This is a genomic window from Streptomyces sp. NPDC008079 (assembly GCF_042957385.1).
GTDB lineage: Bacteria > Actinomycetota > Actinomycetes > Streptomycetales > Streptomycetaceae > Actinacidiphila.
This window is the reverse complement of record NZ_JBIBIC010000001.1, coordinates 430,479-455,153: the sequence shown is the minus strand read 5'-3', so window position 1 is coordinate 455,153 and position 24,675 is coordinate 430,479. Positions and strand designations below refer to the sequence as shown.

Genomic DNA, 24,675 nt, shown 5'->3' with positions numbered 1-24,675 from the left:
AACGGGGGCGTGATGTTCGGCATCCTGGGCGCGACGCGGGTGGTGGGCGCGGACGGCGCCGAGGTCGCGCTGGGCGGCCCCCGGCGGCGCGCGGTGCTCGCCCTGCTGCTGCTCGACGCGGGCCGGGCGGTGCCCGCCGAGCGGCTGATCGACGGCCTCTACGGCGACGATCCGCCCGCGGGCGCGGGGAACGCCGTGCAGTCCCAGATCTCCCGGCTGCGCCAGGTGCTGCCGGTGCCGCTCGAAGGGCTCCCCGCGGGCTACCGGCTCGCCGTCGCACCGGACGAGGTGGACGCCCACCGCTTCCGGCGGCTGAGCGCCGAGGGCCGCGCCGCCCTGGCCGCGGGCGACCCGGTCCTGGCCGAGCGACTGCTGCGCACCGCCCTCGCGTTGTGGCGCGGCCCCGCACTCGCCGACGTCGGCGCCGCGCCCTTCGCCGCCGCGCAGATCACCCGGCTCGAAGAGCTGCGGGCCGGCGCCGTCGAGGACCGAGTCGACGCCGACCTCGCCCTCGGCCGCCACCGCTCCCTGGTCGCCGAACTCGGCGAACTCGTCACCGCGCACCCGCTGCGGGAGCGCCCGCGCGGCCAGTTGATGCGCGCGCTGTACGGCAGCGGACGGCAGAGCGAGGCGCTGGAGGCGTACGAGGAGGCCCGGCGCGAACTGGCCGACTCCCTCGGCGCCGACCCCGGACCCGAACTGGCCGCCGTCCACCTCGCGGTGCTGCGCGGCGACCCGGCGCTGCTTCCACGGGACATCTCACGCGAGGCCCCGCGGGGCGCGCCGGGGGTCGCCCGGCGGGATGTTCCACGGGACGCGTCGCGGGCCGCCCGGCGGGATGTTCCACAGGACGCGCCGCAGGATGTTCCACGTGAAACAGACACGGCGGACAGGGTGGGCGCCGACGGACATGTTCCACGTGGAACATCGACGGAAGGCGCGGCAGGCTCAGGGGACGGCGCGCCCGCCCCCGCCCCGCCCCGGCACGAACTCCCCGCCCAGCTCACCAGCTTCGTCGGCCGGTCCGCCGAACTGGAGCGGATCGGTGAGCAGTTGGCGCGCCAGCGGCTCGTCACGCTCACCGGCCCCGGCGGCGCGGGCAAGACGCGCCTGGCGGTGGAGGCCGCGGGGCGGTACGCGCACGACGCCTGTTTCGTGCCGCTGGCCGGGCTCAGCGACGGCGCGGAACTCCCGCAGGCCGTCCTCGGCGCGCTCGGCCTGCGGGCCGGCGGGCTGCTGGCGGCCGGATCGGCCGCGTCCGGCGGCGCGGGGCACGACCCCGGCCCGCACGACCCCGTCGCGCGGATCACCGCCGCCCTGGACGGCCGCCCGCTGCTGCTGGTCCTCGACAACTGCGAGCACGTGGTGGAGGACGCGGCCCGGCTGGCCGAGCGGCTGCTCGCCGGGTCACCGCTGCTGCGACTGCTCGCCACCAGCAGGGAAGCCCTCGGCATCAACGGTGAGACGCTGTGCCCGGTGCCCACGCTCGACGTGCCCCGGCCCGGCACCGACCGCGAGCAGGCGCTGCGCTCCCCCGCCGTGCGGCTGTTCACCGAGCGGGCCGCCGCCGTACGCCCCGACCTCGACCTCGACGCGACCGCGGACCCGGCCACCGTGGACGCCGTCCTGCGGCTGTGCACCGCGCTCGACGGGCTGCCGCTCGCCATCGAACTGGCCGCGGCCCGGCTGCGTTCGCTGTCGGTGACCGACATCGCCGACCGGCTCGGCGCGCTGCCCGACGACGACGCCCCGTACAGCCTGGGCGTACGGCCCGACGCGCTCTTCCGGCTGCTGTCGCGCGGCAGCCGCACCGCCCAGCCGCGCCAGCGCACCCTGCGCGGGGTCGTCGACTGGAGCTGGGACCTGCTGCCCGACGACGAGCGGGCCGTGCTCCGCCGTGTCTCGGTCTTCGCGGGCGGCTGGACGCCCGCCGCCGCGGAGGCGGTGTGCGCGGACGGCGCGCGAATCCTCGCCGAGGACGTGCTGGACCTGCTGGACGCGCTGGTCGACAAGTCCCTGGTGGTGGCCGAGCAGCCGGACGGCGCGGGCCGGATTCGCTACCGCGCGCTGGAGTCGATCAGAGCGTACGGCGCCGAGCGGCTGACGGAGGCGGGGGAGCGCGAGGCGACGGTGCGCGCGCACGCCGCGTACTTCCTGGACTTCGCGCTCACCGCCGACCCGCACCTGCGCCGCGCCGAGCAACTGGAGTGGCTGCGGCTGCTCGGCGACGAGCGCGACAACCTCCAGGCCGCGCTGCACCGCAGCCTGGAGGCGGGCGAGGTGCGTACCGCGATGCGGCTGATCGCGGCCCTGTCCTCGTACTGGCTGCTGCGCGGCGTGCGCTACGAGGGCTTCGGACCCGCCCGCCAGGTCCTCGCCGCCCTCGGCCCGAATCCGCCGGAGGGGATGGAGGAGGAGTACGCGCTGTGCGTGATGGCGGTGGTCGGAATGCTGCCCGACCCCGAGGAGTTCGCCGACCATGTCGCGGCGGCGACCCGGGTGGTCGAGGCGATGCACCGGCTGTCCCGCCGCTACCCCGTGCTCACCTTGCTGTGGGCGCCCTTCGCCGGGGTCCCCGACGAGGGCATCGACGTCCTGGAAGCGGTCTTCGACGAGTTCCTCACCGAGCGGGACCACCCCTGGTACCGCGCGCTGATCCTGCTCGGCAGCGGATTCCAGTCCTGGCTGACGCGCGCCGACCCGGTCGCCGCGCGGATCCACTGCACCGCCTCCTACGAGGAGTTCCGCCGCCTCGGCGACCGCTGGGGCATGATCACCAACCTCAACGTGCTGGCCGACCTCGCCGACCACCGCGGTGAACTCGCGCTCGCCGACTCCCTCCTCGATGACGCGCTGCTGCTCGCCGAGGAGCTGGACTCGGCGCTCGACATGGCGGAGCTGCTCTGCATCCGCGCCGCGTACAGCACCAAGGCGGGCGACTACGCGACCGCCGCCGCGTACAGCGAGCGGGCCGTGGAGCTGTCCCGCCGGGCGGGCACCCCCGAGTGCCTGGCACTCGCCCACCTGGCGCTGGCCGAGTCCGTCCGGCTGCGCGGCGACGGCGACGGCGCCCGCGCGCTGTACGAGCAGGCGCTGGCCGAGTGCCCGGTCGGCTGGTTCTCCAGCAACGGCACCCGTTCCGCCGTCCTCGTCGCCCTGGGCCGGGTCGCCGTCGCCGACCGCGACCCGGACCTGGCCCGCGGCCACTTCCGCGAGGCGGTCACCCTCGACAGCGTCGCCATGCGGCTCCCGCTCAACGGCGCCGTCGCCGCCGAGGCCACCGCGGGCCTCGCCCTGCTCAACGGCGACGCGCCACGGGCCGCCGCCCTCCTCGGCGCCGCCGAGGCCCTGCGCGGCCGGCCGCCCACCGGGCCGGACGCCGCCGCGACCGTCGCCGCCGTACGCGCCGCGCTGGGCGACGAGGCGTACGAGCGCGAGCGCGCGCGGGCCGCCGCCCTCGACCGCGACGCGGCACTCGCCGTCCTGACGGCGTACCTCACGGCGGACTGAGCGGACGGCGAACCGCCCGCCGCGTGGGCGAGACCGGCCCCGAGACCCGCGCCCCTGACGCTCTCCGACCGCCTGCCGCGTGCGGCTCCCGTCCTGGGACCCGCGCCCCGGCCCAGCCCCGACCGCCCGCTGACCGGATCGCGCCCCGGCCCTGTCAGCCGACGGTGCGCCGGCCGTCAGCGGGCCGCCGCACGCTGCTTGCCATGACGACGACACCGAACGACGACGTGAGGGGCGGCGGGAGCGCCGCCGAACAGGCGCACCGGCGGCGCTGGGCCGTCCTGGCCATCTGCTGCGTGGCCGCCGCGCTGCTGGGCATCGACAACAGCGTCCTCAACTACGCGATCCCGTCCCTGTCCCGCGAGCTGGGCCCGTCCTCCACGCAGCTCCTGTGGATCGTGGACATCTACGGCTTCGTCCTCGGCGGCCTGCTGATCGTGGCGGGCAACATCGGCGACCGGATCGGCCGCAAGAAGCTCCTGCTGTTGGGCGTCGCGGGCTTCGGCGCGGCCTCCGCGCTCACCGCCTACGCCGACGGCCCCGGCATGCTGATCGCGTCCCGCGCGCTGCTCGGCCTGGCCGGGGCCACGATCATGCCGTCGACCCTGTCGCTGGTCCGCAGCGTCTTCGACGACCCCAAGGAGCGGACCACCGCGATCGGCATCAGCAGCGGCATCGGCGCGGCCAGCTTCGCGCTCGGCCCGGTCGTCGGCGGCGTGCTGCTCGACCACTTCTGGTGGGGCTCGGTCTTCCTGATCAACGTCCCCGTGATGGCCGCCGTCCTCATCGCGGGCGCCGTCCTGCTCCCCGAGTCCCGCAATCCGCACCCCGGACGGCTGGACTGGCCGAGCGTGCCCCTGTCGATCGCCGGGCTCTTCGGCGTGATCTACGCGATCAAGGCCGCCGCACGCGACGGCGTCGACGACCACGCCGTCTGGATCTCGGCGGCCGTCGGCCTCGCCGCCCTCGTCCTCTTCCTGCGCCGCCAGACCACCCTCGCCGAACCGCTGCTCGACCTGAGGTTCTTCCGCAACCCCGCCTTCGCGGGGGCCGTCGGCTCCAACGTCGTGACGCTGTTCACCGCCACCACCCTGTCCCTCGGCTTCTCCCTGTACTTCCAGGTGGTACGCGGCTGGTCGCCGCTGACCGCGGGGCTCGCGCTGCTGCCGGGACCGCTGTCCGCCGCCTTCGCCGCGCCGCTGTCCGCGCTGCTGATCCCGAGGATCGGCCGGGCCCGTACCGTCTCGTTCGGCCTGCTGCTCATGGCGCTGAGCACCGCCGCGTTTGGGCTGATCGGCGCCGACACCAGCTACTGGCTGCTGCTTCCGGCGCTCGTCGTCAACGGCGCAGGACTGATCTTCGTCTTCTCGGTCACCGCCGACACTCTGCTGGCCAGCGTGCCCAGGACCAAGACCGGTACGGCCGCCGCCATTTCCGAGACCGCCATGGAGCTCGGCGGCGCCCTCGGTATCGCCATCCTCGGGTCGGTCCTCAGCGCCTTCTACCGCAACGGCCTCACCCTGCCCGCCGGGCTCTCCCCCGACCGGGCCGCCACCGCGCGCGAATCCGTCACCTCCGGCGTCGAGACCGGCGCCGCCCTGCCCGGCGCCACCGGGCGGCAGGTCGTCGCCGCCGCCAAGTCGGCCTTCACTGACGGGTTGCACGGCACCCTCTACATCGCCGCCGCGCTGATGCTGGCCGGTGCCGTCGCCGCCCTGTTCGCCCTCCGCGGGGTCCCCGCCGTGCTCGACGTCCCCGAAGCCCCCGCGGAGCAGGCCCCCCAACCCGCCCCTGCCGTCTGACGACGGCGCACTTGTGCGCACGGTGGGTACGAGCCCAGAAGGGGCGCGGGGAACTGCGCGCTCAGCCCCCACCGGGCTTTCAGCCCGAAAACGACGGCAACCGCCCCGCTGGGGACGGTTCTCACCCGCGCCACGGCGCGATCAGCCGTGACGTGCCACACACGTCACGGCTGATCGCGCGATTCGTCCCTCGTCGGCGGTTAGGGGTAGGTGCCACCCCGGCCCTCGTCGTCGGGGCGGTCGGCGTCGGCCTGCTTGGCCTCGACCTCGGGGTCGAGGCCATCGGCCTCGAGGGAGCCGTCGACCTGGTCGATCGTGCCGTTCGGCGAGGACCCGTTGGGGTGGCCGACCGGCTCGACGACGGTGAGGGTGCCGCTGCTGTTCACGGGACCGCGGTCGGCGACGTCGGTCGCCTCGGGCGGCTCCACCAGCCAGTCCGGGTTGGTCTGCTTCGACCACCACTTCCAGGCGGCGAAGGCCGCACCGCCGACGAGACCGGCGACGACGAGCCCGCGGAAGACCCGGCCGGTGCGCTCGCGGCGCACCCGCCTGCGGACCAGCCCGTCGATCTCGGCCGCGGTCACCTGACCGCGCAGGGCGTGCAGCGCGGCGGCACCGCGCAGCACCGCCTCGTCCTTGGCCGGACCGGCGACCGAGCGGGTCGCGGTCACGGCGGACTCCACCTTGGGCGCGGTGTAGTCGGCCGCCGCCCGCACCTTCGGCGCGGTGTAGTCGGCGGCGGCCCGCGCGCCGCGGCGGGTCCGCTTGGCGGCGGTGCCGAGCGCGTCGGCGGCCTTCGGCGGCACGGCCGACTTCGCCTGTTCGCGGGCCTGGTCGACCCGGTCGGCGAGATGGGCGTCGTACTGCTGCCTGGCCAGTGCGCCGGCCTGCTGCGCGTAGTACGCGGCGTTGTCCTTAGCCGTGCTCGCGTACGGCGCCGCCACCTCCGCGGCATGCCGCACGCTGTCCTTGGTCACGTCGGCTGCGTGGCGCACGCTGTCGATGCGGGTCACGGGATCCTCCTCCTCGGTGGCGTACGGTTTTCGCCTTTCCACCCAGTTTGAAATCATGCCTGTCGATGGCGGGTCCGGCATGTGTGGACGCGCATACGGGTCAGGTACCCGTTCCGAGCGGTCCGTCCCGGTGTCCGGGAGGGCCTTCGGGACGCGCCGCCGGCTCCCTTGCCACGGACCCTCGGGGAACCCCGCGCGCGCCACCGCGTCCGTGAAAGGATTTGTCCCTGTCAGCGAAGACTATGGAAGGTAGACCGTGGCCGAGCAGCTCTACGCCACCCTGAGGACCAACCACGGCGACATCGTGATCCGGCTGCTGCCGAACCACGCGCCCAAGACGGTGGACAACTTCGTCGGGCTCGCCGAGGGCACCCGCGAGTGGACCGACCCCCGTACCGGCCGGCCTTCCACGGCCAAGCTCTACGACGGCACCGTCTTCCACCGCGTCATTTCCGGCTTCATGATGCAGGGCGGCGATCCGCTGGGGAACGGCACCGGTGGTCCCGGCTACGAGTTCGCCGACGAATTCCACCCCGACCTGGCCTTCGACAAGCCCTATCTGCTGGCGATGGCCAACTCGGGCCCGGCCACCAACGGCTCGCAGTTCTTCATCACGGTCGCGCCGACCACCTGGCTGACCCGTAAGCACACCATCTTCGGCGAGGTCGCGGACGAGGCCAGCAAGAAGGTCGTCGGGTCGATCATCGGCGCGCCGACCAACCCGCGCACCGACCGACCGCTGGACGACGTCATCATCGAGACGGTCGTGATCGAGAAGCGCTGACGCGGCCCGCCGCCCCGCGGCCCGTATCCCGTACCCTTCGGAAGCACCTTCGGGGAACGTCTCAGGGGAACGTCTTCGGGAACATCGCGCCCCGCCCGCACGTAGGAGTGGGCGGGGCGTCTCAGCGCCTCCGCGCCGCATCGCGAGGCGCTTCATTCAGGGAGAAGGCTCATGGACCAGGCGGTCTGCTGCTACCGGCACCCGGACCGGGAGACCGGTATTCGCTGCACCCGGTGCGACCGGCCGATCTGCCCCGAGTGCATGGTCAACGCGTCGGTCGGCTTCCAGTGCCCGGACTGCGTCAACGAGTCCAGCCGGCACACGGCGGCGCCGCGTACGGTCGCCGGCGGCACGGTCGCGGCCGACCCGTTCCTGATCACCAAGATCCTCATCGGCCTGAACATCGCGGTGTTCCTGCTGGTCCAGGCGGTCGGCGACCGGCTGGTCTACGACCTCGGGCTGTACGCGGTCTGCGGCAACGACCCGTTCGGACAGCACGGCTGCATCGGCGTCGCCCAGGGCCCCGACCAGTGGTACCGCCTCATCACCTCGGCGTTCCTGCACCAGGCGGTCCTGCACATCGGCTTCAACATGCTGTCGCTGTGGTGGATCGGCGCCCCGCTGGAGCGGATGCTCGGCCGGGCCCGCTATCTCGCGCTCTACCTGGTCTCCGCGCTCGGCGGCAGCGCGCTGGTGCTGCTGCTCGCCCCGTCCTCGCTCACCCTGGGCGCCTCGGGCGCGGTCTACGGCCTGTTCGGCGCGACGGCCGTCTTCATGCGGCGGATGCGCTACGACATGCGGCCGGTGCTGATCCTGCTGGCGCTCAACATCGTGTTCACCTTCACCTGGGCCGACGTGAGCTGGCAGGGCCACATCGGCGGACTGGTGGCGGGCACCGCGATCGCCATAGGGATGGCCTACGCGCCGCGCGAGCGCCGCGATCTGGTGCAGTGGGGGACCACGGCGGCGGTCCTGATGGTCTCGATCGCGCTCAGCGTGATCGCTGTGGCGCAGGTCACGTCCTGAGGGACGGATTCGCGGCCGTGGACCCGTGTCCATTGGCGTTGATCACACGTTATCCACAGCGTGTAGGCGGGTCTTCGCAAGTTGTGCACAAGTCGCCGGAAGACCGTGTTTCACGCCCGCGCAAGCCCAAGATCAGCGAAAGACCGGTGGCCGACGTCCTGGCCACCGGTCGTACCGGCGTCAACCTCGTAGAGGTTATCCACAGATCTTCCGACCTTTTCCCCACTGTGGATAACCGTGTGGACAAACGTCCGGCAGCACGCCGACGCGGCCCCCGGCACCCCGCTGGGGACGGCTACTTCCACTGGGTGGACACGACGAACCCACCCGCGATGAAGCCGAAACCGACCACGATGTTCCAGTTGCCGAACGCTTCGACGGGCAGACTGCCCTGCGTCACGTAGAACAGCACGATCCACGCCAGACCGACGATGAAGAACGCCAGCATGAGCGGCGCGACCCAGTTGCGGTTGGTGTTGAACTTTATGGCGGTGGCCGTCTTCGCCGGTGGCGGCGTGAAATCGGCCTTCTTGCGGATCCGTGACTTCGGCACGAGGGACGCTCCTGTCGATGCGCTGCGTAACCGCGCGGGTGTGCGGGGTAAGCCGGGCGGGTTCTGGGCCTGGTAAGGGTCACTACCGCTTCCGGGCGTCCGTTAGCGTAGTGCTTCCTCGGGTTATAAGGAGACAGGGTACGGTGACGGATTCAGACGGGGTATCCCCCACCCCCTCCTCCCGTCCTGCCCACCGCACCGTAGCGCTGCGGACCATGAGTGCGGGAGTCTTCGCGCTCGCCGGACTGATCTTCTGGACCAGCTTCAACACCGCCAAGGGCGTCGACATCCGCAGCGACGACCCGCTGCCGAAGCTGTCCGACACCGTACGTACCAAGAACACCCGTAATCAGCAGCTGGAGGACCAGCTCTCCGGGGTGCGCAAGGACGTGGACCGGCTGACCCGGCAGGGCGACGGCGTCAGCCCCGCCGAGCGGGCCAGGCTCGACGCCCTCGACAAGGCGGCGGGCACCGGCAAGCTGACCGGCCCCGCGATCGACGTGACGCTCAACGACGCCCCGCCGAACGCGACCGCGCTGGTCCCCGGCGTCCCCGACCCGCAGCCCAACGACTTGGTCATCCACCAGCAGGACCTCCAGGCCGTGGTCAACGCGCTGTGGCAGGGCGGCGCCCAGGGCATCCGCGTCATGGACCAGCGGCTGATCTCCACCAGCGCGGTGCGCTGCGTCGGCAACACCCTGATCCTCCAGGGCCGCGTCTACTCCCCGCCGTACCGCATCACCGCCGTCGGCGACCAGGCCAAACTGCGCAAGGCGCTCAACGACAGCCCGGCCATCCAGAACTACCTCCAGTACGTGAACGCGTACGGCCTCGGCTGGAAGGTCGGCGCGCAGAAGCGGACGACACTGCCCGGTTACTCGGGCTCGACCGACCTGCACTACGCGGAGCCGGCGTCGTGAGCGGCGGGCGTCCCCGGCCGAAGCATTGGCGAACGCATGCCGAAGCCTTTGTCCAGCCGGGCCCCCTATCACGCCGATCTCCCTTTACTCTGTTCCGGGGAAGAGGAAGGAAGGCAGCGCATGTACGGCTGGATCTGGCGGCATCTGCCGGGTAACGCGTGGGTGAGGGCTCTGATCTCGCTCGTGCTCGCCCTGGCCGTCGTCTACCTCCTCTTCCAGTACATCTTTCCGTGGGCGGAGCCGCTGCTGCCGTTCAACGAGGTCACCGTCGACAACGGGATGGCCGTCGTACGCGAGACGGGGACGGCCGCTGTCCGATGAGCGCACGCATTCTCGTGGTGGACAACTACGACTCCTTCGTCTTCAACCTGGTCCAGTACCTCTACCAACTCGGCGCCGAGTGCGAGGTGCGGCGCAACGACGAGGTCAAGCCCGCGCACGCGCAGGACGGTTTCGACGGCGTACTGCTCTCGCCCGGCCCCGGCACGCCGGAAGAGGCGGGCGTCTGCGTCGACATGGTGCGGCACTGCGCGGACACCGGGGTGCCGGTCTTCGGCGTGTGCCTCGGCCTCCAGTCGATGGCCGTCGCGTACGGCGGGGTCGTGGACCGCGCGCCGGAGCTGCTGCACGGCAAGACGTCGCTGGTGACGCACGACGGGACCGGCGTCTTCGCCGGGCTGCCGTCGCCCTTCACCGCGACCCGCTACCACTCGCTCGCCGTCGAACGCGACACCGTGCCCGAGGAGTTCCGGGTCACCGCGTGGACCGAGTCCGGCGTGATCATGGGGCTGCGGCACCGGGACGCGGCCGTCGAGGGCGTGCAGTTCCACCCGGAGTCGGTGCTCACCGAGTGGGGCCATCTGATGCTGGCCAACTGGCTCGCCGAGTGCGGTGATCCGGGGGCCGTCGGCCGCTCCGAGGGGCTGGCGCCCGTGGTCGGTACGGCGGGGGGCGCCGGAGGTTCGGGGAGTCCTGCGGGGAGGGCCGGGGCGTGACCACGCTCCGCCCGGAGCGCCCCTCGGACGGCCCGATGTCCTATGAGGACACCGGGCAGTTCAAAGCCGTTGTCGAGCAGCTCGACGACCCCCTGAACGACCCTCTCCCCGGAAGACCCCCCGCGGTTCCCGAGCCGTCCTACGACGAACCGGCGTACGAGAAGCCGGTGTTCGACGAGCCGGCCTTCCCGGAACCGGCGTACGAGAAGCCGGTCTTCCCCGAACCGGCCTACGAAGAGCCGGTGTTCGACGAACCGGCCGCGCCCTGGTTCGTCCCCGAGGAGCCGCCGCAGGCGGCCCCGCCGCCTCCTGCGCCGCCCCCGGTCCGGCCCGTCACCGCGGACGAGGAGCTGGACCTCGGCACGGCGACGGTCGTGCAGCCCGTCGTACGCCCGGTCGAGCAGCCGGCCGTCGAACCGCCCGCGGACGACGTACTCGAATCCGTCTTCCCCACCACGGAGTCGGCCCCGGAACCGGCCCCCGAGCCCGCGGGTCCCGGGCCCGGTCCGGCGCCGGGTCCCGTGCTCGGCCCCGACGGCGAGGGCGGGCGGGCCGCGCGGCGGAAGGCGGCGCAGGCACAGCAGCGCGGCGGCGCCGGACACGGCGGCCACCGCGCCAGGGGCCGTACGCCCGGTGGCGCGGCCGGTGCGGCCCCCGCCGGAGCCGTCCCGCTCAGCCGGGTCGAGGCCCGCAGGGCCGCGAAGGCCGCCAAGGAGAGCCCGGCGGTCGTCGTCAGCCGTATCGTCGGTGAGCTGTTCATCACCACCGGCGTGCTGATGCTGCTGTTCGTCACGTACCAGCTGTGGTGGACCAACGTCCGCGCGCACCAGCAGGCCAGCGGCGCCGCGAACAACCTCCAGCACCAGTGGGACGCCACGAAGGACGACCCGAACCGGGTCCCCGGCACCTTCTCGCCCGGCCAGGGCTTCGCGATCATGTACATCCCCAAGCTGGACGTCAAGGCGCCCATCGCGCAGGGCGTCTCGAAGCACAATGTGCTGGACAAGGGCATGATCGGCCACTACGACGGCGTGTTGAACACCGCGATGCCGTGGGACAAGTCCGGCAACTTCGCGGTCGCCGCCCACCGCAACACCCACGGTGAACCGTTCCGCTACATCAACCACCTGGTGCCCGGCGACAAGGTCGTGGTCGAGACGGCGGACACCTACTACACGTACGAGATCACCAGTTCGCTGGCGTCCACCCCGCCGTCCAACATCAGCGTGATCAAGCCGGTGCCGACCGGCTCCGGCTTCACCGGGCCCGGTCGCTATCTGACGCTGACCACCTGCACCCCCGAATTCACCAGCACCAACCGGTTGATCGTCTGGGGAAAGCTGACCGAGGAACGGCCGCGCAGCAAGGGCAAGCCCGACGCGCTGGTGGAGTGATCCATGCTCCAAGCGGAACTTGAGGAACGGAACGGCGTGACCACGACCAAACGCGGCGGCCGGGGGCCCATCGCGGCCACCATCAGCGTCATCGGCGAACTCCTCATCACCGCGGGCCTGGTGCTCGCGCTGTTCGTCGCCTACTCGCTGTGGTGGACGAACGTCCTCGCCGACCGCCATGAGCACAAGGCGGCGGACAAGGTCCGGCAGGACTGGGCCCGGACGCCCGACGCGGGACCGGGGAGCCTCGACACCAAGGACGGCATCGGCTTCCTGCACGTCCCCGCCATGGGCAAGGACTACGAGGTGCTGGTCAAGAAGGGCACCTCGACCAAGGTCCTCAACGAGGGCGTCGCCGGTTACTACACCGACCCCGTCCCCGCCGCGCTGCCGACCGCCAAGACCGGCAACTTCACCCTCGCCGCCCACCGCGACGGCCACGGCGCCAAGTTCCACAACATCGACAAGATCCACGACGGCGACCCGGTCGTCTTCGAGTCGAAGGACACCTGGTACGTCTACAAGGTCTACAAGATCCTCGACCAGACCTCGAAGTACAACGTCGCCGTCACCGACCAGGTCCCCAAGGAGTCCGGCAAGACCACGCCGGGCCGCTACATCACCCTCACGACCTGCACCCCCGTCTACACCTCCCGCTACCGCTACATCGTCTGGGGCGAACTCGTCCGCACCGAGAAGGTCGACGCGGCCCGCACCCCGCCGGCCGAGCTGCGGTAGGCGCGTACGGCGACCCACGTGAAAGGGGGGCGGCCCGCACACCAGGTGTGCGGGCCGCCCCCCTTCACGTACTGCCGGGGGTCAGCCGCCCCCGCCGTTGCCGTTGCCGCCGACGGCGATCAGCTTGACCGGCTGGCCCTCGGAGAGCTGCGCGCCCGCTCCGGGGTCGACCGAGATGACCATGGCGTTGTCGCCGACCGGGTTGCCGCCGGGACCGACCGCGGAGACCTGGAGGTTCAGGCCGAGCCCGTCGAGTTCGGCCTTTGCCTGACCCACGGTCTTGCCACCCAGATCCCCGGGCATCTGCTTCTGCGGGTCCTGCGTCTGCGGCGGGCCGGACGAGACCGTCAGGACGATCGAGGTGTCCAGGGCGATCGGGCCCGCGCCCGGGTCCGGGGTCTGGGCGGTGACGCTGCCCTTGGCGGTCGTGTCCGAGGGGACGTCCTGCGGCGCGCGGGTGATGTTGGTGAAGCCCTGCGCCTTGAGCTGGGCGACCGCGTTGTCGTACGGGACGCCCTTGACGTCGGTGGGCGCCTTCTTCTCGGGGGCCACCGCGACGGTCAGCGTGATCTTTGTGCCCTTGGGCTGCTTCGTACCGGCCTTCGGGGTCTGGTCGAGGACGGTGTCCGGGTCTTCCGTGGTGGTCGTCTTGTTCTTGCGGTCGACCTCGAAGCCCTTGGCGGTGAGCTGGCTCGCCGCCGAGTCGTACTTGTCGTTCTTGACGTCCGGGACCTCGATCGGCGCCTGGCCCTTGGACAGGACGACCGTGACCGTCTTGTCGTCCGGGATCGCGGCGTCGGCTGCCGGGGTCTGCTTGCAGACGAGGTTCTTGTCGATGCTGTCGCAGAACTCGGCCGGACCCTGGACGATCTTCAGATCGACGTTGGTGGCCTTGGCCTGCGCGTCGGTGAGGGACGCGCCGACCAGATTTGGCACGGTGCCGTTGTCCGCGGCGCCGCTGCCGCTGAACAGCGCCTTGCCCAGGAAGATCGCGCCGACCAGGACCAGGATGCCCGCGACGACCAGCAGCACCGTGGAGGTGTTGTTGCCGCCCTTCTTCTGCCGGCGGCGGTCCGGGCGGTCGTCGTAGCCGTAACCGCCGTCCTCCTCGCGCAGCGGCGGCAGCATGGACGTGTGCTGGTCGTTCTGCGACGGCATCGCCGTGGTGGCCTGGCTGTCCGGGTAGCCGTACCCGTAGCCGACCGAGCCCATCGCCGCCGTGGCGGCCACCGGCTGCCCGTCGAGGGCCGCCTCGATGTCGGCCCGCATCTCGTCGGCCGACTGGTAGCGGTAGTTCGGGTCCTTGGTCAGCGCCTTGAGGACGATCGCGTCCATCGCGGGCGTGACCTCGGGGTCGTACACCGACGGCGGCTGCGGCTCCTCGCGCACGTGCTGGTAGGCCACCGCGACCGGGGAGTCGCCGACGAAGGGCGGCCGCACGGTCAGCAGTTCGTAGAGCAGGCAGCCGGTCGAGTACAGGTCGGAGCGGGCGTCGACCTGCTCGCCCTTGGCCTGCTCGGGGGAGAGGTACTGCGCGGTGCCGATCACGGCCGCGGTCTGCGTCATGGTCATACCGGAGTCGCCCATGGCGCGGGCGATGCCGAAGTCCATGACCTTGACCTGGCCGGTCCTGGTGAGCATGACGTTGGCGGGCTTGATGTCGCGGTGCACGATGCCGGCCCGGTGGCTGTACTCCAGGGCCTGGAGGATGCCGACCGTCATCTCCATGGCGCGCTCGGGCAGCAGCTTGCGTCCGGAGTGCAGCAGCTCACGCAGGGTGGAGCCGTCCACGTACTCCATGACGATGTACGGGATCGAGACCCCGTCGACGTAGTCCTCGCCGGTGTCGTACACGGCGACGATCGACGGGTGGTTGAGCGAGGCGGCCGACTGGGCCTCTCGGCGGAACCGGGCCTGGAACGACGGGTCGCGGGCGAGGTCCACCCGCAGCGTCTTCACGGCGACAGTGCGGCCGAGCCGGGTGTCATGGGCGAGGTACACCTCGGCCATGCCACCACGGCCGAGCACTGAGCCCAGCTCGTACCGGCCGCCGAGGCGACGCGGCTCTTCCATAGCTCTGCCCTCTCCTCAAACCCGTTCTTGACCCAAAACCGGTAATGCCGTGCCCTGCGGATGCTCGGGCATACGCTACCGGGCGTTTCTGGTCCCTTCGCGCCCTGCCCGCCCGCCGATACCCGACCGGTACCTGTCCGGTACGTGCGCCGGTCCCGGGGGCGGTCTCCGGACCGTTTCCGGCGCCGGGACCGGGCCTGACACCGGGTTCGACGCCGGGCCCGGGAGCGTGCGGGGGACCGGGCCTGCCGGGCGGCCGGCCCTCACTTGTTGAGGACGGCCTCCATGACCTTCTTGGCGATCGGCGCGGCCAGACCGCCACCGCTGACGTCGTCGTGGTTGGCCGCACCGTCCTCGACGACGACCGCGACGGCGACCGGCGACCCCTGGTCGGTCATCGCGTACGAGACGAACCAGGCGTACGGCGTGCCCTCGTTGTTGATGCCGTTCTGCGCGGTGCCGGTCTTGCCGCCGACCTTGACGCCGGAGATCTTGGCGTTGGTGCCGGTGCCGGAGTTGACCACCGTCTCCATCATCGTCTGGAGCTTCTGCGCGTTCTCCGGCGACAGCGGCTGCGACATCTCGCTCGGGTTGGTCTGCGAGATGGTGCTCAGATTCGGCGCCACCAGCTTGTCGACCATGTACGGCTTCATCAGCTTGCCGTTGTTGGCGATGGCCGAGGCGACCATCGCCATCTGGAGCGGAGTGGCCGCGGTGTCGAACTGGCCGATGGAGGAGAGCGCGACCTGGTCCTTGGTCATCTTGGTGTCGAAGTTGCTGGCGTTCGCGCGGACCGGGACGAACTGCTCCTTGTTGAAGCCGAACTTCTCCGCCTCGTCGACCATCGCCTGGAGACCCACCTTGTCCGCGCCCAGGTGGCCGAAGACGGTGTTGCACGAAACCCGCAGGGCGTCGATCAGCGACGCTTCCTTGCAGGGGATGTTGCCCTCGTTCTTCAGCGGGGTCGTGGTGCCGGGAAGGATGTAGGGCAGCGGGGTGTCGGTCTTCGCGTTGATGTCGGTCACCGCGCCGTTCTCCAGCGCCGCGGCGGCCGTCACCAGCTTGAACGTCGAACCCGGCGGGTACGTCTGGCGCAGCGCGCGGTTCTGCGTCGGGTCGTCGGGGTCGTTCTTCTTGTCGAGCGCGACCCAGTTCTTCTCGTCGGTCTTGGAGTTGCCCGCGATGGTCGACGGGTCGTACGACGGGGTGCTCGCCATGGCCAGGATCGCGCCGGTGCCGGGGTCGAGCGCGACGACCGCGCCCTTCTTGTTCCCCAGGCCCTGGAACGCGGCCTTCTGCGCCTTGGCGTTCAGCGTCGTGACGACGTTGCCGCCCTGCTTCTCCTTGCCGGTCAGCAGGTCGATGGTGCGGTTGAAGAACAGCCGGTCGTCGTTGCCGGTGAGGAACTTGTCCTCGACGCCTTCGAGGAAGGTGGTGCCGAACGCCTGCGAGGCGTGGCCGGTGACCGGCGCCCACATCGGGCCGTCGACGTAGGTCCGCTTGAACTTGAAGTCGCTGCCCGTGGTCTCGGTGTGACCGGTGATCGCCTTGCCGCCGTCGACGATGATGTCGCCGCGCGGCTGGGCGTACTGGTTGATGGCGACCCGGCGGTTGTGCACGTCGTTGGAGAGCTGGTCGGCCTGGACGAACTGCACGTAGTTCACGCGCAGCAGAAGGGCGAGGACGAGCAGACCGCAGAAGACCGCGACCCGTCGGAGAGGCTTGTTCACTGGGTGCGCACCACCTGGGTCGGTTCGGCATCGGGGGAGGGAGCCGGGCTCGGGGCCGGACGGCGGGCGGTGTCGCTGATCCGCAGCAGGATCGCGACCAGCGCCCAGTTGGCGATCACCGAGGAGCCGCCCTGCGCCAGGAACGGCATGGTCATACCGGTCAGCGGGATGAGCCCGGTGACGCCGCCCGCGACCACGAAGACCTGGAGCGCGAAGGCGCCCGACAGGCCGATCGCCAGCAGCTTGCCGAACGGGTCGCGGGCCGCGAGGGCCGTCCGCACACCGCGCTCGATCAGCAGGGCGTACAGCAGCAGGACGGCCATCAGGCCCGCCAGGCCCAGCTCCTCGCCGACGGTGGCGAGGATGTAGTCGCTCTTCGGCGCGATGCCGCCGATCAGCCGGGAGTAGCCCTGGCCGAGTCCCGAGCCGAAGATGCCGCCGGAGCCGAACGCGTACATCGTCTGCGCGGTCTCGGTGACACCGCCGTTGGACGCCAGTTGCAGGGGGTGCAGCCAGTTGTGGACGCGCTCCTTGACGTGCGGCTCGATCGAGGAGACGACGACCGCGCCGCCCGCGCTGAGCAGCAGGCCGAAGACGATCCAGCTGGTCCGCTCGGTGGCGACGTACAGCATGATCACGAACAGGCCGAAGAAGAGCAGCGAGGTGCCGAGGTCGGTCTCGAAGACCAGGATCAGCAGGCTGATGCCCCAGATCACCAGGATCGGGCCGAGGTCGCGGCCACGCGGCAGGTACAGGCCCATGAAGCGGCGGCTGGCCAGCGCCAGCGCGTCCCGCTTGACCATCAGGTATCCGGCGAAGAAGACGGTGATGACGATCTTCGCGAACTCACCGGGCTGGAGCGAGCCGATGCCCGGCAGCGTGATCCAGATCTTCGCGCCGTTCACCCCGGGGAAGAAGATCGGCGCGACCAGCAGGGCCAGCGCCACCATCATCGAGATGTACGTGTACCGCTGGAGGATGCGGTGGTCCTTGAGGAAGACCAGCACGCCGACGAAGAGCGCCACTCCGAGCGTGGACCACATGAGCTGGTTGGGCGCCATGGCCTTGCCCAGCGACGGCTCCTGGTCGAGCCGCCAGATCAGCACCAGGCCGAGGCCGTTGAGCAGCGTGGCGATCGGCAGCATCAGCGGGTCGGCGTACGGCGCGAATTTACGGACCAGCAGGTGCGCGATCCCCGCGAGCAGGCCGAGGCCGAGGCCGTAGCTGAGCAGCCCCGCCGGGACCGAGTCGTTCTTGGCGAGCCCGACGTTGGCGTAGGCGAAGACCGGGATGAGCACCGCGAAGACCAGCAGCGCCAGTTCGGTGTTGCGACGGTTGGGCGCGCCGATCGACGTGATGGTGGTGGTGTTGCTGGCGCTCATGACGAGCCGACTCCTCCTGCTGGTCCCGCCGCCGGCGCGCTCGCCGGTCCCCGCGGGGCTTCCGGTGCGCGACCAGCCGCTACTGCTGGCTCGTACCGCACTGCTGGGCCAGCTTCTTCTCGTCGGGCGTCAGCGGCGGCGTGGGGTCCGCCGTCGGGGTGGCGCTGCTCTTCTTCGCACCCGGCGTGCCGGTGGTGCCCGCTGCGGGCATCTTGTCCTCGGCGGCCTTCGCCGCCGCCTTGGCCTGGTCGGCGAGGGTCTTGGCCGTCGCGACCTTCTTGCAGACACCGGCCTGCGTCGCCAACTCGTCGGCCTTGTCGTCGGCCTGGCCGAGGCTGCTGAGCGCGATGGTGTCCTGGACCTGCTTCTGCTGGTAGGCCGGTAGGTACTTGAGTTCGATGTCGGGGCGGTCCTTGTGGACCTTCGACAGCTTGATCCAGGCCAGCTTCTGGTCGATGCCCTGGTACACGGCGACGTGGTCGCCCTTGGCGCCGACGTAGTACTGCGTCTGCGTCCACGCGTAACCGCCGTACAGACCGCCGGCGATGACGGCGAGCACGATGACGGTGATCGCCGTGCGCTTGGGCCACTTACGGGTCTTGGCGGGCTTGGTCTGGCCGTCGTCGTCGTACGACCCGAAGGTGCCCAGCGGCGCGGCGCCGGCCGCGCCGGGTTCGCCGCTGCCGGGCGGGCCGAAGGAGCCCGCGGGGCCCTGCTGCTGCGGCGGGGGCGTACGGCCGAGTTCGGAGGCGCGCCCCGCCGGGGTCTGGAGGTGCCGCGGGTCGCTCAGCGGGAGCTGGGTCTCGGCGACCGCGCCGACGACCACCGGGGTGTCGTTGAGCTGCGCCGCCAGCGTGTCGCCGTCGTCGGTGTCCAGCACGTCCGCGACGATGCAGGTGATGTTGTCGGGTCCGCCGCCGCGCAGCGCGAGCTGGATCAGCTCCTGCACGGTCTCGTGCGGCGCCTGGTACCCGGCGAGGGTGTCCTCCAGCGTCTGGTGGCTGACGACGCCGGACAGGCCGTCGGAGCAGATCAGATACCGGTCGCCGACCCGCACCTCGCGGATCGACAGGTCGGGCTCGACGTGTTCGCCACTGCCCAGCGCGCGCATCAGCAGGGAGCGCTGCGGGTGGGTGGTGGCCTCCTCCTCGGTGATCCGGCCCTCGTCGACCAACCGCTGCACCCAGGTGTGGTCCTGGGTGATCTGGGTGAGGACGCCGTCCCGGAGGAGATACGCGCGGGAGTCGCCGACGTGCACCAGGCCGAGCCGCTGGCCCGTCCACAGCAGCGCGGTCAGCGTGGTGCCCATGCCTTCGAGCTGCGGGTCCTCCTGGACCATGTGCAGCAGTTGGTCATTGGCCCGCTGCACGGCGGTGCCGAGCGAGGTGAGGATGTCGGAGCCGGGGATGTCGTCGTCGAGCGTGACGATGGTGGAGATCACCTCGGACGAGGCGACCTCGCCGGCGGCCTGTCCGCCCATGCCGTCGGCAATCGCGAGCAGACGCGGACCGGCGTAGCCGGAGTCCTCGTTCCCCTCGCGGATCATGCCCTTGTGCGAACCGGCGGCGAAACGCAGGCTCAAAGACATGCGCACCTCCCCCGTCGGCTCCGGGTACATCCGCACGCTGCCCACCCTCTCGCTCGCGCGTCGTGGCTCCGCTCGCCCATAGTGCGACTACTTCCGCAGCTCGATGACGGTCTTGCCGATGCGGATCGGCGCACCCAGCGGGACAGGGGTCGGCGTGGTCAGCCGGTTCCGGTCCAGATAGGTGCCGTTCGTGGATCCGAGGTCCTCGACGATCCACTGGCCGTCGCGGTCCGGGTAGATCCTGGCATGCCGACTGGACGCGTAGTCGTCGTCGAGCACAATCGTCGAGTCATGTGCCCGGCCGAGGGTGATCGTCTGGCCCTGCAACGCGACCGTCGTCCCCGCGAGCGAGCCCTCGGCGACCACCAGTTTGGTGGGGGCGCCGCGGCGCTGGCGGTTGTTCTGCGGCTGCTGCCGCGGCTGGGCCTGCGCGGCGGCGGCCTGCTGCTGGCGCTGCTGCGGAGGACGCGACTGGCCGTCCCCGCGGCGCGCCGCTCGCTGGGTCACCCGGGTACCGAAGAGGTCGCTGCGGATGACCTGCACCGCGACGATCACGAACAGCCACAGAACGGCGAGGAAACCCAACCGCATGACCGTCAGGGTCAGCTCTGACATTGCCCCCGCTTCACCCTTCGGCTTGCCTGTACACGATGGTGGTGCTCCCCACGACAATGCGGGAGCCGTCGCGGAGCGTAGCGCGCGTGGTGTGCTGTCCGTCCACCACAATGCCGTTTGTCGACCCGAGGTCCTGGACCACGGACGGCGTTCCGACCCGGATCTCGCAGTGTTTGCGCGATACGCCCGGGTCGTCCACCCGCACGTCGGCCTCGGTGGAACGGCCGAGAACGAGCGTCGAGCGGGAGATCTGGTGGCGGTTGCCGTTGATCTCGATCCAGCGGCGGGTGGCCGCGCCGGGGGCCCCCGCGGGAGCGCCGGTGCCGGGCAGCCGCGTGACGGGCGCCACACCGTGACGGGCGCCACCGCCGCCGGGGGGCGGTGCGGCGGGCATCGGCGGCGGACCCGAGGGCCGCTGCGGTCCGCCGGGCTGCGCGTACGTCGGACGCTGCGGCGCCTGCGGCTGGTGCTGCGGGCTCTGCTGGTACGAGGGGGCGGCCGGGGCCTGGTGGGCGGCCTGGTGGGCGGCTTGGGGCGCGCCGCCCTGGTGCTGCGACTCGCTGGAGGCCAGCGTGCGGCTGCGCACCCGGTAGAGCCCGGTGTCCAGGTCGTCGGCCCGCTCCAGGTGCACCTTGATGGTGCCCATGAACGTGTAGCGCTGCTGCTTGGCGTAGTCGCGGACCATCCCGGCCAGCTCGTCGCCGAGCTGCACCGCGTACGGGCTCAGCCGCTCGAAGTCGCCGGAGCTGAGCTCCACGATGAAGTCGTTGGGCACGACGGTGCGGTCGCGGTTCCAGATCGTGGCGTTGTTGTCGCACTCGCGCTGGAGCGCGCCCGCGATCTCGACGGGCTGCACCTCGCTCTTGAACACTTTGGCGAAGGTGCCGTTCACCAGGCCCTCCAGGCGCTGCTCAAAGCGCTTCAGTACTCCCACGGGGCACCTCCCTCCTCGCGACCTTCCGGCCCAACGATTTCCGATACTGCTTACTGATCGTATCCACGCGCGGGAAAAACCTGTGGTTCCCCGAATCCCCTGGACCGGGCAGTGTCAACCCTCACACCGCCCGCGCCTCCTCCGCCGTCCCCCACTGGGATGGTAGATGCGCGTTCTGTCCATGGTGCCCGGTTCGCCGTCGTTCACCGCCGCCCTGTCCCCTCCCAGTGTCCCGCACCGCCCCCGGGTCCCTCTCCCACCTGCCCCCGCCCGGCTCCCGGCACTCCCCGGGCCGCCCGAACGCATGTGATTCCACCCCGGACCTCGTGCTAATCTTCTGCATGTCGGGAGGCCATCCCACACCACTCGGACCCACCGGTCCGGACCGTGTGTGAGAATCAAACGGCAACACCCATGCGCGGGTGGCGGAATAGGCAGACGCGCTGGATTCAGGTTCCAGTGCCCGAAAGGGCGTGGGGGTTCAACTCCCCCCTCGCGCACAAAGAGGTACCGACGACACGGGCCTCCGGAAGTGACGAAAGTCGCGACCGGGGGTCCGTTTCGCTTTGTGGTGCGCTGCGGGGGCCCCGGTCAAGGCCTGGGGTCTTGAGACAGACGTGACAGGGATCGCGGGAAACGATCGGGTCTGGTGCAAGGGTTGGGTGACAGGTTGACCTGCCCCATCTCTCAGGTTCAGTTCTGCTGGCTAACTGACGGCCTTCACGAGAGGCTGCCGGACATGCCCCGCGCCTACCCCACTGAGTTCCGCGCCCGCGCCGTCGCGTTGGTGCGGGCAGGAAAAGAACAGAAGCAGACCGCCGTCGACCTCGGCATCCATCCGGTCACGTCGTCGAAGTGGTTGCGCCAGGACGACATCGACAACGGCCGGCGCCCTGGCAGGGGCTCGGAGGAGTCCGCAGAGCTGCGAGCAGCGCGGCGACGAATCCGCGAGCTGGAAACCGAGCTCGAGATCGTCCGCAAGGCCGACAAATTCCTCGGCGAGGACAAGCCGGCCCCAAAAGGCTCTACCCGGTGATCGACCGTCTTGTCGATGCCGGGGCACCAGTCGACCGATGCTGCCGGATCCCCGGGGTCGCCCGGCAGAACTACTACATACACAAGCGCACCCCGACCACACCGCGGCAGCTGCGACGGGAGTGGCGGACCGGGCTGATCCGGGAGGTCCACCTCGCCTCACGCGACACCTACGGCTACCGCCGCGTCCACACCGAGCTCACCCTGGGCACGGGCATCCAGGTGTGCTCGAGGACCGTGTCGGTCCTGATGACACAGGCCGGGATCTACGGACTGCCCGGACCGGTGCGGATCAAGCGCCTGCGGGGTGTCGTCACCGCCGATGACCTGGTCAACCGGAAGTTCCATCGGCTGCGTCCCAACGAGCTGTGGGTCACCGACATCACGCAGCACCGCACCAGAGAAGGGTGGGTGTACTGCGCGGCGGTCCCGGACGCGTTCAGCCGCAAGATCGTGGGCTGGTCGATCGACTCCAGACAGGACTCCACACTCGTGGTCAACGCGCTGGACATGGCCATCCGCAACCGGCGCCCCGAACCGGGCGCGATAGTGCACGCCGATCACGGCACTCAGTTCACCTCCCGGGTCTTCGGGGAAAGGATTCGCTCCGCCGGGCTCCCACCATCGTTCGGCACGGTCGAAGACGGCTGGACAACGCGATGATGGAGTCGTTCTGGTCCTCGATGCAGATCGAACTGTTGAACCGCAAACGGTGGAAGACCCGGGTCAAATTGGCGAACGCGATGTTCGAGTACATCGAGGTCTTCCACAACCGACAACGGTGCCACTCAGCACTGGGCTACCGCACCCCGATCGAGTACGAGCTGCTCTCCGAACAAGACAGCATCCCCGCCGCCAGTTAGCCACCGCAGCTGGAATCCGAACCGTGGGGCAGGTCAAGACGTCACCCAAACCTGCACCAGACCCGGCCTCGGGTGCACGCGGTTGGGGTGCATCGGTTCGCAGCGTCCGGGAGTTCGTGGCGGCCATGAGTGAATCCTGTGCCGGTGCGGCGTTGTCCACGCGCCGCTCGATAGGAGATCACCGATGTGAGTGATCTGGAGGCGGGAGTTAGCCCCGGGCTTTCACGAGGTGAGCTGTCCAGGAGTTGATCAGAAACGCAGAAAGTTCCCTTGACCTGCAACGATTAGACTTGTTGAGGGTCCTGTTGGCTGCAAGAGATCGGCTTTGACCAGGCGATATCCACAGCCCTGGTGTCCTGGCGCAAGCCGCGGGCTGTTCACGATCCTGGGAAGATCCTTCTGGACCTTTCTCTCGCGGTCGCGCTGGGCGGTGACTGCCTCGCGGACGTCGCGATGCTGCGGTGTGAGCCGGCTGTCTTCGGGCCGGTCGCTTCCGATCCGACGGTCTCCCGCCTGATCGACGCCCTCGTCGGCTCCGACGAGAAGGCCCTGCAGCCATCCGGTCGGCACGGGACGAAGTCCGCAGCCGGGTCAGGTCGTTGGCGGGCAAGAACGCCCCGGACGCTGATGGACGGGTCACGGTCGACATCGACGGTGTTCTCGTGATCGCGCGCTCCGACAAGGAGGACGCGGCCGCGACCTGGAAGAAGACCTACGGCCGTCCCCCCTGACGGCCTTCGTCGACCACGGCCCGCGCGGAACCGGAGAACCGGTCGCCGCTTTCCCCAGACCGGGTAACGCGGGCTCGAATACGGCCGCCGACCACATCACTACCGCCCAACTGACCCTGGCTCAAGTGCCGAAGAAGTACCGGCGAGGACGGAGGACGCTGATCCGCACCGACTCCGCCAGCGGCACCCACGACTTCGTGTCCCGGCTCGCGAAGCGAGGCCGATGGCTGTCCTACTCGGTCGGCATGGTGATCACCGAGGCGATCCACAGCACGTGCTGAAGATCCACGGCCCGGCATAGACGGCGGCCGTCGAGGCCGACGGCCAGGTCCGCGACGGAGCCTGGGTCGCCGAGCTCACGGGCCAGCTGCTGGACGGCTGGCCCAGCGGCATGCGGCTGATCGTCCGCAAGGAACGACCCCACCCCGGCGCCCAGTTGGGAATCACGGACGCGGACGGCATGCGGATCACCTGCTTCGCCACCAATACGACCGGTCGGCCGATCGCCGAGCTCGAGCTTCGTCACCGTCTGCGGGCCCGGGCGGAGGTCCGGATCCGGGCCGCCCGGGCCACCGGCCTGCGCAACCTGCCCCTCCACCACACCGCGCAGAACAAGGTCTGGCTGGAGATCGTCCAGATCGCGCTCGACCTGCTGGCCTGGATGCCCATGCTCGCTCTGACCGGCAAAGCCCGACTCTGGGAACCCCGTCGCCTGCGGCTCCGCCTGTTCTCCGCAGCCGGACAGCTCGTCACCACCGGCCGGCACCGCATTCTCCGCCTCCCCACCACCGGCCCTGGACCCGTGACATCACCGACGGGCCCTCAGCCTGCCCGCCCTCCACCACCGACAACGTGATGGGCCGCCGACTTCGTCGGCGGCCCATCACGAAACTTCGTGGTTAACTGATCAGCCCCGGATTCATCCAGAATCCCATGGCCGCTGGCTGACGGCCGAACCCTCTCGCCAGGCAGCGGTTCAGCGGTGCGGA

At 70.7% G+C, this 24,675-nt stretch carries 17 protein-coding genes, 1 tRNA gene and 2 pseudogenes; 12 read left to right on the top strand and 8 right to left on the bottom strand.

All coding sequences use genetic code 11. The features are described from left to right. Nucleotides 1-12 precede the first annotated feature (12 nt). Nucleotides 13-3,510 (top strand): BTAD domain-containing putative transcriptional regulator, encoded by a 3,498-nt coding sequence (locus ACFZAM_RS01880; protein ID WP_391041980.1) that lies wholly within the window; start codon nt 13-15, stop codon nt 3,508-3,510. A gap of 203 nt (nt 3,511-3,713) precedes the next feature. After that, nucleotides 3,714-5,312 carry an MFS transporter gene (locus tag ACFZAM_RS01875; protein ID WP_391041978.1) on the top strand — a complete coding sequence of 533 codons (1,599 nt, stop codon included), beginning with the start codon at nt 3,714-3,716 and terminating at the stop codon, nt 5,310-5,312. A 200-nt stretch (nt 5,313-5,512) separates the two neighbouring features. On the opposite strand, the gene ACFZAM_RS01870 is transcribed toward ACFZAM_RS01875, so the two are convergent. Beyond that, nucleotides 5,513-6,325: a DUF5324 family protein gene (locus tag ACFZAM_RS01870; RefSeq protein WP_355336692.1), complete on the bottom strand. Its 813-nt coding sequence runs from the start codon at nt 6,323-6,325 to the stop codon at nt 5,513-5,515. Nucleotides 6,326-6,581: 256 nt separating this feature from the next. On the opposite strand from ACFZAM_RS01870, the gene ACFZAM_RS01865 reads away from it, so the two are divergent. Together ACFZAM_RS01865 and ACFZAM_RS01860 are read left to right on the top strand one after the other, a co-directional pair. Beyond that, complete coding sequence (locus ACFZAM_RS01865; protein WP_355336693.1) at nt 6,582-7,109, top strand: peptidylprolyl isomerase; 528 nt, start codon at nt 6,582-6,584, stop codon at nt 7,107-7,109. A 171-nt stretch (nt 7,110-7,280) separates the two neighbouring features. Next, a complete protein-coding gene (locus ACFZAM_RS01860; protein ID WP_391041976.1) occupies nt 7,281-8,135 on the top strand; it encodes a rhomboid family intramembrane serine protease in 855 nt (284 codons plus the stop codon). A gap of 295 nt (nt 8,136-8,430) precedes the next feature. On the opposite strand, the gene crgA is transcribed toward ACFZAM_RS01860, so the two are convergent. Then, on the bottom strand, nt 8,431-8,688 hold the full coding sequence (crgA, locus tag ACFZAM_RS01855) for a cell division protein CrgA (RefSeq protein WP_188281586.1): 258 nt from the start codon (nt 8,686-8,688) through the stop codon (nt 8,431-8,433). Nucleotides 8,689-8,903: 215 nt separating this feature from the next. Between crgA and ACFZAM_RS01850 the strand changes: the two genes are divergently transcribed. The 5 genes from ACFZAM_RS01850 (at nt 8,904) to ACFZAM_RS01830 (ending at nt 12,735) form a co-directional block, all read left to right on the top strand. Next, a complete protein-coding gene (locus ACFZAM_RS01850) occupies nt 8,904-9,608 on the top strand; it encodes a DUF881 domain-containing protein (RefSeq protein ID WP_355336695.1) in 705 nt (234 codons plus the stop codon). A 120-nt stretch (nt 9,609-9,728) separates the two neighbouring features. Beyond that, a complete protein-coding gene (locus ACFZAM_RS01845) occupies nt 9,729-9,929 on the top strand; it encodes a hypothetical protein (protein WP_355336696.1) in 201 nt (66 codons plus the stop codon). Continuing rightward, nucleotides 9,926-10,603, top strand: a complete 678-nt coding sequence (locus ACFZAM_RS01840) for an aminodeoxychorismate/anthranilate synthase component II (protein WP_391041973.1) — start codon at nt 9,926-9,928, stop codon at nt 10,601-10,603. The genes ACFZAM_RS01845 and ACFZAM_RS01840 overlap by 4 nt, the downstream gene beginning before the upstream one ends. Continuing rightward, nucleotides 10,600-11,997 (top strand): class E sortase, encoded by a 1,398-nt coding sequence (locus ACFZAM_RS01835; RefSeq protein WP_391041971.1) that lies wholly within the window; start codon nt 10,600-10,602, stop codon nt 11,995-11,997. The genes ACFZAM_RS01840 and ACFZAM_RS01835 overlap by 4 nt, the downstream gene beginning before the upstream one ends. A 36-nt stretch (nt 11,998-12,033) precedes the next feature. Then, a complete protein-coding gene (locus ACFZAM_RS01830; RefSeq protein ID WP_391041969.1) occupies nt 12,034-12,735 on the top strand; it encodes a class E sortase in 702 nt (233 codons plus the stop codon). Nucleotides 12,736-12,816: 81 nt separating this feature from the next. On the opposite strand, the gene pknB is transcribed toward ACFZAM_RS01830, so the two are convergent. The 6 genes from pknB to ACFZAM_RS01800 form a co-directional block, all read right to left on the bottom strand. Then, the gene (gene pknB / locus ACFZAM_RS01825) at nt 12,817-14,808 is read right to left on the bottom strand and encodes a Stk1 family PASTA domain-containing Ser/Thr kinase (RefSeq protein WP_355336700.1); all 1,992 of its coding nucleotides are present in this window, start codon (nt 14,806-14,808) and stop codon (nt 12,817-12,819) included. Between the two features lie 263 nt (nt 14,809-15,071). After that, the gene (locus ACFZAM_RS01820; RefSeq protein ID WP_355336701.1) at nt 15,072-16,538 is read right to left on the bottom strand and encodes a penicillin-binding protein 2; all 1,467 of its coding nucleotides are present in this window, start codon (nt 16,536-16,538) and stop codon (nt 15,072-15,074) included. Then, the gene (locus ACFZAM_RS01815) at nt 16,535-17,920 is read right to left on the bottom strand and encodes an FtsW/RodA/SpoVE family cell cycle protein (RefSeq protein WP_355336702.1); all 1,386 of its coding nucleotides are present in this window, start codon (nt 17,918-17,920) and stop codon (nt 16,535-16,537) included. The genes ACFZAM_RS01820 and ACFZAM_RS01815 overlap by 4 nt, the downstream gene beginning before the upstream one ends. A 79-nt stretch (nt 17,921-17,999) precedes the next feature. Continuing rightward, complete coding sequence (locus ACFZAM_RS01810) at nt 18,000-19,538, bottom strand: Stp1/IreP family PP2C-type Ser/Thr phosphatase (protein ID WP_355336776.1); 1,539 nt, start codon at nt 19,536-19,538, stop codon at nt 18,000-18,002. Between the two features lie 57 nt (nt 19,539-19,595). Continuing rightward, nucleotides 19,596-20,123 carry an FHA domain-containing protein gene (locus ACFZAM_RS01805; RefSeq protein WP_355336703.1) on the bottom strand — a complete coding sequence of 176 codons (528 nt, stop codon included), beginning with the start codon at nt 20,121-20,123 and terminating at the stop codon, nt 19,596-19,598. 10 nt (nt 20,124-20,133) lie between these two features. Next, nucleotides 20,134-21,057: a DUF3662 and FHA domain-containing protein gene (locus tag ACFZAM_RS01800; RefSeq protein ID WP_355336704.1), complete on the bottom strand. Its 924-nt coding sequence runs from the start codon at nt 21,055-21,057 to the stop codon at nt 20,134-20,136. Between the two features lie 416 nt (nt 21,058-21,473). On the opposite strand from ACFZAM_RS01800, the gene ACFZAM_RS01795 reads away from it, so the two are divergent. From ACFZAM_RS01795 to ACFZAM_RS01785, 3 genes and pseudogenes are all read left to right on the top strand, one after another. After that, nucleotides 21,474-21,557 (top strand) — tRNA-Leu (locus ACFZAM_RS01795). A 239-nt stretch (nt 21,558-21,796) separates the two neighbouring features. After that, nucleotides 21,797-22,955: pseudogene (locus ACFZAM_RS01790) on the top strand (IS3 family transposase). Nucleotides 22,956-23,267: 312 nt separating this feature from the next. Then, nucleotides 23,268-24,589 (top strand): annotated as a pseudogene (locus tag ACFZAM_RS01785) (IS1380 family transposase); the annotation flags it as partial. Between the last annotated feature and the right edge of the window lie 86 nt (nt 24,590-24,675).

Bases quoted from the DNA above. Each gene is read 5' to 3' on its own strand.
- ACFZAM_RS01880 (WP_391041980.1), top strand. From the start codon at position 13: ATGTTCGGCATCCTGGGCGCGACGCGGGTGGTGGGCGCGGACGGCGCC.
- ACFZAM_RS01875 (WP_391041978.1), top strand. From the start codon at position 3,714: ATGACGACGACACCGAACGACGACGTGAGGGGCGGCGGGAGCGCCGCC.
- ACFZAM_RS01860 (WP_391041976.1), top strand. From the start codon at position 7,281: ATGGACCAGGCGGTCTGCTGCTACCGGCACCCGGACCGGGAGACCGGT.
- ACFZAM_RS01850 (WP_355336695.1), top strand. From the start codon at position 8,904: ATGAGTGCGGGAGTCTTCGCGCTCGCCGGACTGATCTTCTGGACCAGC.
- ACFZAM_RS01845 (WP_355336696.1), top strand. From the start codon at position 9,729: ATGTACGGCTGGATCTGGCGGCATCTGCCGGGTAACGCGTGGGTGAGG.
- ACFZAM_RS01840 (WP_391041973.1), top strand. From the start codon at position 9,926: ATGAGCGCACGCATTCTCGTGGTGGACAACTACGACTCCTTCGTCTTC.
- pknB (WP_355336700.1), bottom strand. From the start codon at position 14,808: ATGGAAGAGCCGCGTCGCCTCGGCGGCCGGTACGAGCTGGGCTCAGTG.
- ACFZAM_RS01815 (WP_355336702.1), bottom strand. From the start codon at position 17,920: ATGAGCGCCAGCAACACCACCACCATCACGTCGATCGGCGCGCCCAAC.
- ACFZAM_RS01810 (WP_355336776.1), bottom strand. From the start codon at position 19,538: ATGTACCCGGAGCCGACGGGGGAGGTGCGCATGTCTTTGAGCCTGCGT.
- ACFZAM_RS01805 (WP_355336703.1), bottom strand. From the start codon at position 20,123: ATGTCAGAGCTGACCCTGACGGTCATGCGGTTGGGTTTCCTCGCCGTT.